Source organism: Bombella pluederhausensis (genome assembly GCF_026385525.1).
Taxonomy (GTDB): Bacteria; Pseudomonadota; Alphaproteobacteria; order Acetobacterales; family Acetobacteraceae; genus Bombella; species Bombella pluederhausensis.
Genome location: NZ_JANIDY010000002.1, coordinates 246316 through 260276, shown reverse-complemented (window position 1 = coordinate 260276; position 13961 = coordinate 246316). Strand labels below are relative to the sequence as shown.

8 protein-coding genes are annotated in these 13961 nt (G+C 55.4%); all 8 read right to left on the bottom strand.

All coding sequences use genetic code 11. The features are described from left to right. Positions 1-6: 6 nt before the first annotated feature. On the bottom strand, positions 7-690 hold the full coding sequence (locus NQF86_RS05805; RefSeq protein WP_266116801.1) for a Fe2+-dependent dioxygenase: 684 nt from the start codon (positions 688-690) through the stop codon (positions 7-9). Between the two features lie 145 nt (positions 691-835). Beyond that, the gene (locus NQF86_RS05800) at positions 836-3220 is read right to left on the bottom strand and encodes a TonB-dependent receptor (RefSeq protein ID WP_266116687.1); all 2385 of its coding nucleotides are present in this window, start codon (positions 3218-3220) and stop codon (positions 836-838) included. 349 nt (positions 3221-3569) lie between these two features. Continuing rightward, positions 3570-5951, bottom strand: a complete 2382-nt coding sequence (locus NQF86_RS05795; protein WP_266116686.1) for a TonB-dependent receptor — start codon at positions 5949-5951, stop codon at positions 3570-3572. Between the two features lie 295 nt (positions 5952-6246). Continuing rightward, positions 6247-8607 (bottom strand): TonB-dependent receptor, encoded by a 2361-nt coding sequence (locus tag NQF86_RS05790; protein WP_266116685.1) that lies wholly within the window; start codon positions 8605-8607, stop codon positions 6247-6249. A 219-nt stretch (positions 8608-8826) separates the two neighbouring features. Next, a complete protein-coding gene (gene holA, locus NQF86_RS05785; RefSeq protein ID WP_266116684.1) occupies positions 8827-9837 on the bottom strand; it encodes a DNA polymerase III subunit delta in 1011 nt (336 codons plus the stop codon). Continuing rightward, a complete protein-coding gene (locus NQF86_RS05780) occupies positions 9834-10580 on the bottom strand; it encodes a hypothetical protein (protein ID WP_266116683.1) in 747 nt (248 codons plus the stop codon). Before NQF86_RS05780 ends, holA begins: the two co-directional genes overlap by 4 nt. 14 nt (positions 10581-10594) lie before the next feature. After that, on the bottom strand, positions 10595-13207 hold the full coding sequence (leuS, locus tag NQF86_RS05775) for a leucine--tRNA ligase (protein ID WP_266116682.1): 2613 nt from the start codon (positions 13205-13207) through the stop codon (positions 10595-10597). Positions 13208-13216: 9 nt separating this feature from the next. Continuing rightward, positions 13217-13675 carry a DUF3576 domain-containing protein gene (locus tag NQF86_RS05770; protein ID WP_266116800.1) on the bottom strand — a complete coding sequence of 153 codons (459 nt, stop codon included), beginning with the start codon at positions 13673-13675 and terminating at the stop codon, positions 13217-13219. Positions 13676-13961: the final 286 nt, after the last annotated feature.

Below are 13961 nucleotides of genomic sequence, written 5' to 3'. Positions count from 1 at the left end.
AGAATCTCACATCTCGGCCCATGTCCGCAGAAGATTGTGATAGACGTTGGTCAGACGGAGTACTTCTGCATTCTTAGGACCGTGACTCTGGGTCAGGGCCATGATGCTCTGGTCCAGATCAAACAGGATGGACCGATGTTCCTGCGAGCGAATGACAGACTGCGCCCAGAAGAAAGACCCCCAACGGCTGCCTCGTGTCACGGGGGTAACCGTATGCAGGGCCGTGGTGGGATAGACGATCATGTCCCCCGCAGGCAGGCGTACTCTTTTTTCTTCTGACGGCCCGTGAAGGACCAGTTCGCCCCCGTCATATTCATCAAGATCGGAAATAAAGAGCGTGCTGGACACATCCGTGCGGATGCGCTGCCCCGTACCGGGAATGGGACGTAACGCATTATCGACATGCGCCCCGAAATTCATCCCCACATCATAACGGTTAAAGAGCGGTGGCACGAGGCGCAGGGGTAGCACGGCACTGTTATAGAGCGGATTCGTACCCAGCTTGCGCAACACGAAAGTGGAGAGTTCCTTCCCCAATGGGCTGTCCGGAGCGATCTGAAGATTATTCTTCACACTGCCTGACTGTGCCCCGGCAGTGCCTCGGCCATCCACCCATTCCCCCGCTGCAAGACGAGACCGCAGATCAGCCAGTTCTGCTGCCGTGAGAACACCCGGAATATGCAACATCATGAGATCATGCCTTTCAGGCAGGCTTAGTGCCCCGCCATCTACAGGAAAAGGAGCAGACAGACATGTCTGCTCCATGTGAAACCTTCACACCCTCAGCCGCCTGTTTCAAGACCAGAGATGCAGGCAGCAGGGCCGATCCCGATCCTCAATAATCCATGGTCAGACGGCCAAGGAATGTCCGCCCCGGTGCCGGTGTGGCATAGCCGGTGAAAAGACTGTTGTAATTCAGACGGTTCGCCAGATTGTACCCGTTGAGGGACACCTGCCAGTGCCGCCCGAAATGATGGGAAATGACAGAGTCGAAATCCACATTGGCAGGCACCTTGGCCGTGTTGTCGTTATTCAGATACACACCCTGACGCCATGTCAGGCCGCCGCCAATGGTGAAGTTCCACGGTGTACCGGGGAAGGCTTCATAAGCAGACCAGAGAGTCGCCTGATTATGCGGCACATACTGAATCTGATTATGCATCTTCCCACCACCATTTGGCGATGTCTTCGGGTCATACAGCGCATAAGTCGCCGTGATGTTCCAGCCCGGCAGGATCATGCCACCAAGGGAAAGCTCCATACCCTGGTTGCGCTGCTGAGCACCCGTATTGATGGTGGAGTTGGAAACCGGGTCTGTCGTCAGCGCATTATCTTTGTCCAGACGGAACAGCGAGATGGTTGCACCAAGGCGGTCATGCAGCAGGCTGAACTTGCTGCCCACTTCATACAGACGGGCACGCTGTGGCTTGGTATCCACGGTTCCCTGAGACCCCGGACGGACCGGAATCGCCCCGCTGGTCACATACATGCCGGTCGGTGTGGTGGAGCTGGCATAGGTGAAATAGACCGTCTGCCATTTCGTGGGTGTCAGCACGAGGCTGGCCGTGGGATTGAAGGTATTTGTTGTCTGCGGGAAGCTCTTATCCGGGTTGTTCGGCAACTCGGAAAGACCGGATGTCCAGTAATTGCTCTGCCAGCGATCCCAACGGAACCCGCCCTTAATGGAGGCCCATTTCGTCAGCCAAATCTGGTCATACAGGAAGATACCCGTATCGAACCCGTAGCCCCGGCTATCCGGTTTCTTCCCGATACCCGCAATGTTAGGCATGGAGTCGGCCCGCCCCGGCACACGGCGCACCATAGCGTCCGGTACATTATGCGGGTCTGGATACAGCATGTTTGCCGTTGGCATCGCATGGGTGAGAGAAACCCCTTCATACGTATCCTGATGACGGGAATCATGGACATATTCCATGTCAAACCCGGTCACGACCTGATGGCGCAGGAAGCCCGTATTGAAGTCAGCCTGAACAGAAGCGACATCCTGAAAAGACCAGCTGTTCTGTTTATAAGGCAGCGGCACGCTTCCGTTGGTGTTGCGGGTAATCACCCCGGCACCATAATTCCCGCTATTCAGCGCATTAACGCACTTCGTACCGCACTGGACCTTGGAGGCCTCGAAGTCACGGCTATATTCACCAAAGCGTAGATCATTATGGAATGTCAGATGATCGCTGAAGATGTGCTTCAGGCGCAGCGTCTCCATCGTGTCATCCGTATGGTTATGATCCTGCTGCTTGCCATACCAGTTCTGACGAGGCACGCCATATTCCGAGATGGGCCGCCCATAAGCGGAACCACGGGCTTTGACGACCGGCATCCCGTAATCCGGAATGCTGTTATCCGTCTCATGCGTTACCTGAAGAACAACAGTTGTCTTTGTTCCCAGTCCAAAAGCCACGGACGGCGCAATGCCCCAGCGGTGATCCCAGACATGATCCCGCCCCACGACATTATTGGAAGCCCCCATACCTTCCAGACGGAAAGCGGTTGTATCGTTGATGCGCTTATTCACATCCACCGTGCCACGGAAATAATCCGCTGACCCGCCGCTGAAATCCACATTGTAATGATCGTTCACCGTTGGCGTCTTGGTCACGACATTGATGGCACCGCCTGTCGTCCCGTTACCGAAGACCTGTGAAGACGGCCCTTTGATGACATTGACGGAATCATAATTGAAGCTGTCACGGGAATAGACACCAAAATCCCGCAGACCATCTTCATAAATATCGTTCTGTGCCGGAAAACCACGAATGAGGAACTGATCCCCATTCAGGCCGCCAGCCCCTTCCCCGACCGAAGCCGTAATGCCGGGGACGTTACGCAGGGCTTCATCCAGCGACTTCACATTTTGCTGCTTGATGAGCTCACGAGGCACCACATCAATCGTCTGTGGCGTATGCATGACATCTTGCGGCAAACGCCCCATGTCATTCCCGGCATGCATCGTGTTGAACGGATGACCGATGACATGAATGCGCTCCACTTTCGTGGCCTGCACACCATCTTTCTGGGCATTGCTGATGGACGGGTCCGATGTGACAGCGGCATCTGCCGTATGCTGCTCGCCTGAAGGTGTTGCAGGACCATTCTGATGTTGGGTTGTTGTATCAGCAGCATATGCCCCCCCAGCAACACTGCCCAGCGTTAGGACAGCCGAAACCGGCTTGAGACACTGATGGATAAAACGACTCATAAAGGGATGCTCCACGGCAGAACTAACATGACCTCCTTGGGAGGCGCTGAACACCCATAAATGATAATTATTCGCAGTTTCAAACGATAAAGGTCATGACGAACTGTTTATAATTGCGATTGTGTCTTAATTGCCACATTACGCCCTCATTAAGACATATTGTTAGTTTTCTGCCGCTCTCAGAGCACTGCACCGCCTATCACGGCGTCATAAATAATTAGTAAACCCTATAAATTAACGAACTCCATAAGCTAAACCAAACATAATAACAGGCATTCTCTACAGCCTGTAATACAGAACGAATCCGAAATATTTCAGGCCAGATGTTCAATCCGGCCTGAAACAACGCTTAGTAATCCATGGTCAAACGGCCAAGGAATGTCCGCCCCGGTGCCGGTGTGGCATAGCCGCTGAAAAGCGTGTTGTAGTTCAGGCGGTTAGCCAGATTGTACCCGTTGAGGGACACCTGCCAGTGTTGCCCGAAATGATGGGAAATGACCGTGTCAAAATCCACATTGGCGGGCACTTTGGAGCTATTTTTATTATCCAGATACACACCCTGACGCCATGTCAGGCCACCGCCGATGGTAAAGTTCCATGGCCGGCCCGCGAAAGCCTCATAGGCAGACCAGAGAGTCGCCTGATTATGCGGCACATACTGAATCTGATTATGCATCTTCCCACCACCATCATTGGAGGTCTTAGGATCATAAAGCGCATAAGTCCCGGTGATGTTCCAACCCGGCAGAATCATGCCTCCAAGGGAAAGCTCCATACCCTGATTACGCTGCTGAGCGCCCGTATTGATGGTGGAGTTGGAAACCGGGTCTGTCGTCAGGGCATTGTCCTTGTCCAGACGGAACAGCGAGATGGTCGCTCCCAAACGGTCATTCAGGAAACTGAACTTGCTACCTACTTCATACAGACGGGCACGCTGCGGGTGCGTATCAACCGTTCCGGCATTCTTTCCCGGTCGCACAGGCACGGCACCGCTGGTCACATACATACCTGTCGGCGTGGTGGAGCTGGCATAGGTAAAGTAAATTGTCTGCCAACTGGTTGGCGTCAGCACGAGGCTGGCCGTAGGGTTGAAGGTATTCTTCGTCTGCGGAAAGCGCCGGTCCGCATTGGACACAGGACGATTCTTGGCATCCAGTGTCGTGTCAGAGCCGCCCGTGATATCATAGCCACTCTGCCAGCGATCCCAGCGGAACCCGCCCTTAATGGACGCCCAGTTCGTCAGCCATATCTGGTCATACAGGAAGATACCCGTATCGAACCCATAACCATGATTATCCGGTTTCCGCCCCAAACCGATGATGTAAGGCATATTCTTCGGGTTATCCCCGCCCGGAATACGCCGTGCCTGTGCATCCGTTACCTCATGCGGATTGGGATTCAGGAGATTAGCCGCCGGAATCGTCCCCGCATACACATCCTGATGACGGGAATCATGGACATATTCCATATCAAACCCCGTCACGACCTGATGACGCAGCGACCATGTCTTGAAGTCAGCCTGTAAAGACGCGACATCCTGAAAAGACCAGCTATTCTGCCTGTAAGGCAATGGCACACTGTTGCCCGGCGTTGTGCGGTTGACCAGCCCTTTGCCATAATCTCCGCTATTGAGCGCCTGCACGCAGCCTGCCCGACACACGACCTTGGAAGCCTCGAAATTGCGGCTATATTCCCCAAAACGTAGGTCATTATGGAAGGTAAAGTGCCGGTTGAAGATATGCTTCAGCCGCAGTGTCTCCATCGTGTCATCCGTATGGTTATGATCCTGCTGCTTGCCGAAGAAATTATGCCGTGGCACGCCATATTCTGAGAGCGGCCGCCCATAGGCCGAGCCCCGTGCCTTAACGACCGGCATCCCGAAATCCGGCACACTATTATCTGTCTGATGCATGACCTGAAGAACAACCGTTGTCTTCGTGCCCATCCCGAAGGATATGGATGGCGCAATGCCCCAGCGATGATCCCAGACATGATCCCGCCCCACGACATTGTTGGAAGCCCCCATGCCTTCCAGACGGAACGCCGTTCTATCGTTGATGGTCTTGTTCACGTCCACAGTGCCACGGAAATAATCCGCTGACCCGCCGCTGAAATCCACATTATAATGGTCACTGGCTGTTGGCGTCTTGGTCACGACATTGATGGCACCGCCGGTCGTCCCATTGCCAAACACCTGTGAAGACGGCCCTTTAATGACATTGACGGAATCATAATTGAAACTGTCACGGGCATAGACACCGAAATCCCGCAACCCATCTTCATAAATATCATTCTGTGCCGGAAAACCACGAATGAGGAACTGATCCCCATTCAAGCCGCCAGCCCCTTCCCCGACCGAAGCCGTAATACCGGGGACGTTACGCAAGGCTTCATCCAGCGACTTCACATTCTGCTGCTTGATGAGCTCACGAGGCACCACATCAATCGTCTGTGGCGTATGCATGACATCCTGCGGCAGACGCCCCATATCATTGCCCGCATGCATCGTATTGAACGGATGCCCAACGACATGGATATGCTCCACCTGCGTGGCCTGCACGCCATCTTTCTGCGCCTCGCTGATAGAGGGCGGCGATGTAGTCGTTCCCTGCCCCGTGGGTATGGTGCCTTCCTGCGGTGATGTAGCCGCTGCATAGGCAGCGCCCGTCACGCTTCCCAAGGTAAGCACCGCCGAAACCGGCCTGAGACATTGATGGATAAATCGACTCATGGAACAACCTCTGCCTGAAAGGGTCACGCACGTCCCAGTGGGACAGCGGGCTCCATAAATGCGATTAATTCTTAATTTTAACTTTAAGAGACCGTTTCCAATTTTCAGAAGATGACTGGATGTGTCGAAAACAACACATTTCTTTTAAGATTCACTTAATTTTTTATGAAAACACATCATGTTATCTGTGATGCCTATCAATCAGGCAGGCAGCTCACATCCTGTAGAACTAAAAAAGCTGTGCCCCTTCAGAAAGAAGGAACACAGCTCCAAAGGCCACCCTCATGAAGGGGCTTCAGTAATCCATGCTGAGCCGTGCCAGAAAGGCCCGGCCCGGTGCCGGTGTCACACGATTGCTGAAAAGAGAGTTGTAATTAAGACGGTTAGAGAGGTTATAGGCGTTCAACGAAGCAACCCAATGCCGGTTGATACGATGTGAAATATACGAATCAAACTCCACATTCGCCGGGACCTTCGCCGTATTGGCAAGGTCCAGATACACGCCTTCACGCCATATCAGACCACCGCCAATTGTGAAATTCCAGAGCTTGCCGGGAAAAGCCTCATAGGCAGACCAGAGAGTCGCCTGATTATGCGGCACGTACTGGATATTCCGGCCATGATTGGCCCCAGACATCACCCGCGGATCATACAGGGCATAAGTCGCCGTGATGTTCCAGCCCGGTAGAATCATCCCACCAAGGGAAAGCTCCATCCCCTGATTCCGCTCCTTCACACCTGTAGCAAGCACCTGCCCAGCGACCGGGTCCGTTGTCAGAGCATTGTTCTTGTCCAGCCGGAAAAGCGAGATGGTCGCACCGAGACGATCATGCAGCAGACTCATCTTGGACCCCACTTCATAAAGCTGGGACCGTTCCGGCTGGGTCGCCACCTGTCCGTTCACAGGACGAATTGGCAGAGCCCCATTCGTGACATACATGCCCATGGGCGTTGTAGAGCTGGCATAGGTGAAATAGAAAGTCTGCCAATTATTCGGCGTAATCAGCAAGCTGGCTGTCGGATTAATGACACCTTTCGTATCGTGATAATCCAGCGCCGCAGAAGGCGCCTTGCCCTGCGGGCCACGCTCCGCCGCACTCTCCTGACCATCAGCGCCCCATGTCTTATACATGGTCTGCCAGCGGTCCCAACGTAGCCCCCCTTTGACAGAAATCCACTTCGCAAACCATATCTGATCGTACAGGAACAGACCTGTATCAAAGCCATACCCACGGGAATCAGGCCGTCCCAGACTATAGTTTGTATTCTTCCAGCAATTTCCAGAATCGGCACGGCAGGTTGCGTAACCATAGTCATCACGCTGAGGATGGTAGGTGTTCTGCCATGGGATAGCTCTATGTGCCCCCACAGCATCGTAAGCATACTGCCTGCGGGAATCCTGCACATATTCCATATCAAACCCGGTCACGACCTGATGACGCAGAAAGCCCGTGTTGAAGTCTGCCTGCAATGAGGCCACGTCCTGAAAAGACCAGCTCGACTGCTTATACGGCATCGGGCCACCATTGAGACCAATGCCCGCCGCCGGATCGACCTTCTTATAACCTGGATTATAGATCTGCATTTCCGAACATGACGCATTGGCACATTGCGGGGTGGAAGCCGCAAAATCACGACTATACTCACCAAAACGCAGATCATTATGAAAGGTAAAATGCCGGTTGAAGACATGCTTCAGCCGTAGCGTCTCCATCGTGTCGTCACTATTATCGTGATCCTGCGTTTTTCCGTACCAGTTGCTACGGGACACACCGAAAGCTGACGATTTCTCCGTGATGGGATGCCCATTCACGACCGGCACGCCATAATCCGGAATGTTACGGGATGTCTGATGCATGACCTGAAGAACAACGGTCGTCTTTGTTCCAAGTCCAAACGAAATGGACGGTGCCAAACCCCAACGATGGGAATGGACGTAATCACGCCCCACCACTTCATTGGAGTTCCCCATCCCTGCGATGCGGAAAGCTGACGTGTCGTTGATGCGCTGGTTTACATCCACAACGCCACGATAAAAATTGCCTGACCCACCGCTGAAATCAACACCGTAATGGTCTTTCAAGGTCGGGGTTTTGGTAATGATGTTGATGGCACCACCAGTCGTCCCATTACCAAAGACCTCCGATGACGGCCCCTTGATGACATTCACGGAATCCTGAAAGAAGCTGTCACGGGTATAGACACCAAAATCCCGCAAGCCATCTTCATAAATATCATTCTGTGCCGGAAAACCCCGAATGAGGAACTGATCGCCACTCATGCCTCCGGCGCCTTCCCCAACGGAAGCGGTAATACCGGGGACGTTCTTCAGGGCCTCATCAAGGGATTTGGCATTCTGCTGCCTGATAAGCTCTCTCGGCACGACATCAATCGTCTGCGCCGTATGCATGACATCCTGCGGCATACGCCCCATGTCATTGCTCGCATGCATCGTGTTGAACGGATGGCCGACAACATGAATCTGCTCTACGCCCTTGGCCTGAACCCCTTTGGCATCATCCGCACCTTCAGCAGGTGCCGCTGCATCCTGAGTGACACTAGCCGTTCCCGGCTCTGCGTGGGCACTTCCTACCACACCTCCCAACGTCAGAGCGGCCGATAACGGCCTGAGACCACTGCGGATGAAACGACTCATGAACACCACCTAAAAAAGGACATTTTCTGGTGCTCATCTAGGTGATAATAATTATCATTATATAATAAAGTTTAATTTAAAGATGCCCCTGCCCTGCCTTCATCTGAAGCAGAAAGGGCAGAATACTCTACATTCTCGCCAGATTAACGTCTGTTCATAAATAGAATAACCAGTCAGACGAATGAAAGATTCTGGTGCTATCTATGACTGATCCCTGCTTCAATCCTGCTCGAACGCACGAGGGTGGCAGAGTCTGACCAGATGACGGCGGCAGAGAAGCTCATCAGGCGTGCCGCTCTGCTTGCAAGCCAGCTCCAGCGCCTGAGTTGCCTGTGCAGCCTGCAACAGAGCCGGCAGGGACCAGCGCTTCAGCCCTGCCAGAAACTCATCCTTACGCCGAAAGAAGACAGGTGGTTTCAGCGCCCCCATCGCTTCCTGACGAGACTGTCCCGCCTGAATGAGTAAAGAGGCCTGACAGAACCGTTCCAGCACGGACAGGGTCACACGGGCAAAAGCCACGGGATTGGCTCCATCCCCCATAGCCCGCTCGAAGGCCCTGTCAGCGGCCAGACGATTGCCTGCCAGTGCCGCATAGACGGCATCATCAAGAGATGCCTGCCCGGAATCCCCTACACAGGCCTGTACGTCATCTACGGTCAGAGTGCTGCCGGGCTCGCCATACAGGCGCAGCTTCTCCACTTCCCCCCGGACAAGCGTCCGGTCATTACCCAGATGCCCAAGCAGCCACGCCATCCCGTCTCGATCCAGACGAATCTGATCTTCCGCCAGAATATCCGCCACTGTCCGGGAGAGGGTCCGCCCTTCTTCCGGGTAACAGCCAATGGACGCCACCTTCTTATGTTTTTCTGCAAATTGCCGTAACTTAGAACGGCTGGTCAGACCCGGTCCTTCCAACACGATCAGCGTATCGCTCTCATGCTCCAGAACTGTCTTAAGCTGGCCTAAAGCACCATCCTGCACGCCCCGCAGCCAGACGGCACGCCGTCCGCCCGTCAAGGACAGAGCGAGAGCTTCCTCCTCCAGTCTGTCCTGTTCTTCGGCTTCCAAACGGGCCAGTCGGAACGGATCATCCAGATCATCCACCACGACCTGAACGGCCTCTTTGGCCCGTTCCCGGATCAACCCGCTATCATCCCCATGAAGCAGCACGACACGCCAGCTGCCAGCATCCTTCAATGTCTGCCGGACAGCTTGCGCCGTGATCTTCACAGACCGTTATCCTCCTCTTGCTCCAGATTCCGGCTATCTTCGCCGGTGGAGGTCGAGGCATTGTTGCTGCTACGCCCGGTTGCATTCGCCGGGAAGCCATCCACACCGAGATAACGGAAATCAGTCCGCTGGGTACCGGGCAGGCGATCCAGATACGGATCACGCCCCGGACGAATGGATTTCTCCTGCCCCAGAGACTGATGAGCCCGGAACCATGTGGCGACCTGTGTTGTAATTTCGTGCGCCAGACTTTCCCCTATACGCTTGTAAAGCGTCTCATTATTAAGGGTCTCCGCGAAATATTGCTCAATATACATGTTATACCCGTCCAATGTCCGGGCATACCCTTGTGCAATGACGGTATCATTATCGCCAGCACGATAGAGCCGCCAATCCGCCCAGCCTACACCACGGGTCCGGCCTGACGTATTATCCTGATGGATGTCGATCGACTCAAGCGAAGCCGTGGCGCTGACACGCAGCACATAACCTTCTGGCCGCTCCGGGCCATCCCCCGCCATTTCTTTCTGAAGCCCCAAACGGACCTCCTGACCGAAACGGGTCGGAATATTGGCTACGAACACGTCCTTCAGCTGATTACTGACAACATTCTCAGTCTGACCGGCTTTCTTGCCATAAAGAGGCTGGAAACCACACGCCCCCAGACTGGTCAGCCCCAGCCCTGCCAGCAGGACGGTGAGGCTCCAGCGTGTCACTTTTCCCATCCGGGACATATTGGTCATCCAGCCTCTCCCGCTCAGCCTGCCACCACGAAGTTGACGATCCGGTTGGGAACGTGAATCTCCTTGACGATCCGCTTCCCTTCCAGCGCCTTCGCAACATTCGGCTCAGCCTTGGCCTGTGCCAGCACGCTTTCCTTCGCCTCATCCGGAGCACAGGTAATCGTGCCACGCAGCTTACCCAGAACCTGCACAGCAATAGTCACCTTCTTGACAGCCAACAGGCTCTCATCAGCTTCCGGCCAGCTCCGTTCCACCACCATCGGGCCTTCCGGCTCCAGAAGAAGCATCAGCTCCTCAGCCAGATGCGGCATCATGGGAGAGACCAGCATAGCGAGCACATAGGCCACCTCACGGCGGGCAGCGGACAGACCATCACCCTCCTTGCCTTCAGCCTCACCCAGTGCCGATGAGAGCTCATGCAGACGAGCCACAGCCACATTTGGCGTGAAGCTCTCCAGAGCCTCCGTCACAGCGGCAATCGTGCGATGTGTTACCTGACGCAGCTCCTCACCAGCGGTACCATGAGCCGCATCGGCCTTATCCTTGGCCGCCACGGCCTGCACCTGCCGGTACAGACGCTGCATGAAACGCCCGGATGCCGCCACACCCGCAGCCGTCCACTCCATGTCACGCTCTGGCGGGCTGTCAGACAGCACGAACCAGCGGGCCGTGTCAGCCCCGTAACGCTCAATAATCTCTACCGGGGACACCGTGTTACGTTTGGACTTGGACATCTTCTCCGAACGTCCCACCGTAACGGGATTTCCATTATCCTTGCGGACAACCTGATCCCCACGATGTTCGACTTCTTCCGGATAGAGCCACTGGGTTCCGTCACGATAGCTCTCATGCGTCACCATGCCCTGCGTGAACAGCCCGGCAAATGGCTCGCTGACATCCAGATGACCTGTCTTCTTCATCGCACGGGTGAAGAAACGGGCATAAAGCAGATGCAGAATGGCGTGTTCGATGCCACCGATGTACTGGTCCACAGCCAGCCAGCCATCAGCGGCCTTGCGATCAGTCGGTGTTCCGGCCTTCGGTGCCGTGAAACGGGCGAAGTACCATGAACTGTCCACAAACGTATCGCAGGTATCCGTCTCACGCCGTGCATCTGCACCACATTTCGGGCAGGATACATGCTTCCATGTTGGATGGTGATCCAGCGGATTCCCCGGCGTGTCGAAGCTCACATCTTCCGGCAGCGTCACAGGCAGCTGATCTTCCGGCACCGGAACAGCCCCACAGGATTCACAATAGATGATGGGGATCGGGCAGCCCCAGTAACGCTGACGGGAAATGCCCCAGTCCCGCAGACGCCAGTTGGTCACACCCTGACCAACACCCAGCTCCTCCACCCGCTCAATAGCGGCACGGATGGCTTCTTTCGTGGTCTTCCCGCTCAGGAAACCGGAATTATAGAGCGTTGCCTCGCCCGTGACGGCCTTCTTACCCACGGTAAAGCTGGCCTCATCCTCACCCGCAGGCAGCAGGACAGAAGGAACATCCAGACCATATTTACGGGCAAAGTCCAGATCACGCTGATCCCCACAGGGGCAGCCAAACACGGCACCCGTGCCATATTCCGTCAGCACGAAATTGGCGATCCAGACAGGGGCGGTCTGTTCCGGGTTCAGCGGATTCACCACACGCAGGCCGGTGTCGAAACCACGCTTCTCCATTGTGCTCAGCGCTTCTTCAGACGTACCAACACGTTGGCATTCTTCAACGAAACTCTGCGCTTCCGGGTTGCTCGCAGCAATCCTGCGGGCCAGCGGATGATCCGCCGCAATCCCGATGAAGCTCAGCCCGAACAGCGTGTCAGGTCGCGTCGTGAAGACCTCGATGGAATCTTCATCAACATCATAACCCTGTGGCGGGTTATGCAGGCTGAAGCGGACCCGGGCCCCTTCGGACCGGCCAATCCAGCGTTCCTGCATGATGCGGACACGCTCCGGCCATTTATCAAGGTCCTTCAGCCCTTCCAGCAGAGGCTCAGCAAAGTCGGTGATCTTGAGGAACCACTGGGAAAGTGTCTTCTTCTCCACCAGCGCACCGGACCGCCATCCACGCCCATCAACCACCTGCTCATTGGCCAGAACGGTCTGATCCACCGGGTCCCAGTTGACGGAGGAATCACGCCGCTCCACCAGTCCGGCAGCCAGCATGTCAAGAAACAGCTTCTGCTGCTGGCCGTAATAATCCGGCAGGCAGGTGGCGATCTCACGCTTCCAGTCCAAAGAGAAGCCAAGCCGCTGCAGCGTCCCCCGCATGGTGGCGATGTTCTGAAGCGTCCACTTGCCCGGATGCACACCCCGTTCCCGTGCAGCATTTTCTGCCGGCAGACCGAACGCATCCCAGCCCATCGGATGCAGAACGGCATAACCACGGGCCCGCTTATACCGGGCAACAACATCGCCCAGCGTATAGTTGCGTACATGCCCGACATGCAGCTGCCCCGAAGGATAGGGGAACATTTCCAGCACGTAATATTTCGGCTTATCAGCCGGCGGAACATCCGGAACGTGGAAAATGTCGGCCTCCGCCCACCGGGCCTGCCAGTGAGGCTCACGAGCGTGGAAGTCGAAGCTGGAATCAGAAGCGTTGCTGGCTGTCATGTCACTCATCAGATTATCTTATTTCCCACCGCCATTCTCGGCCCGCAGCTGACGGGCACGTTCCAGAATGCGGGCTGTAATGTCCGCTGCCGTGTTGGCTGCCACGGGTGTATCCTGCCACTCTCCCCCATTGATGCGGGTCTGGCGGAACACGCTCAACCTGATGGCATCCGACCGCAGGCGGCGGTCCAGAATATAGGCAGCGATCTTGAAACGCTCATCCTGCGAACCGGATGGCTGATACCAGTCTGTCAGAATCACACCACCCTGTGCATCGGCAGAGGCCATAGGCATGAAGGAAAGCGTATCGATCGCTCCACGCCAGAGATAGGCATTCACCCCGCCACGCAGCTGGTCATCCCCACCCTGCGCCCCACGATCCACACCGAGCAGATGATTGCGCGGCTGCGCCAGTGAAGACGGATTACGCTTACCCCCACCACAGCCAGACAACCCACCGACAGCCACCACTGCCATCAGGGTCAGAGCCACGGGGCGGCGCAGGCAACACCAGAAAGCGGAAAAACGGGATACTGGATGCGGTGATGAAGGGAACATGGGCAAACCTGCAAGGGCCGTGCCAGGGCCGGTCTTGAACAAGGCTTCCAGCATGGCAGGGGTGGAAGCATCAACTGTCAGAACAGATCAGAACCCCCCCTTCATATCGTGCTCACCCGCACAGGCCAAGGGGCATGGTATGAGGGCAGGCTTGCGAAACTGTAAAAAAAACGCTAGCTAATCGTTGCGTGTCCGCGTAGCTCAG

Coding starts and splice junctions, on each gene's coding strand:
- NQF86_RS05805 (WP_266116801.1), bottom strand. CDS start 690: ATGATGTTGCATATTCCGGGTGTTCTCACGGCAGCAGAACTGGCTGAT.
- NQF86_RS05800 (WP_266116687.1), bottom strand. CDS start 3,220: ATGAGTCGTTTTATCCATCAGTGTCTCAAGCCGGTTTCGGCTGTCCTA.
- NQF86_RS05795 (WP_266116686.1), bottom strand. CDS start 5,951: ATGAGTCGATTTATCCATCAATGTCTCAGGCCGGTTTCGGCGGTGCTT.
- NQF86_RS05790 (WP_266116685.1), bottom strand. CDS start 8,607: ATGAGTCGTTTCATCCGCAGTGGTCTCAGGCCGTTATCGGCCGCTCTG.
- NQF86_RS05780 (WP_266116683.1), bottom strand. CDS start 10,580: ATGACCAATATGTCCCGGATGGGAAAAGTGACACGCTGGAGCCTCACC.
- leuS (WP_266116682.1), bottom strand. CDS start 13,207: ATGAGTGACATGACAGCCAGCAACGCTTCTGATTCCAGCTTCGACTTC.
- NQF86_RS05770 (WP_266116800.1), bottom strand. CDS start 13,675: ATGGCAGTGGTGGCTGTCGGTGGGTTGTCTGGCTGTGGTGGGGGTAAG.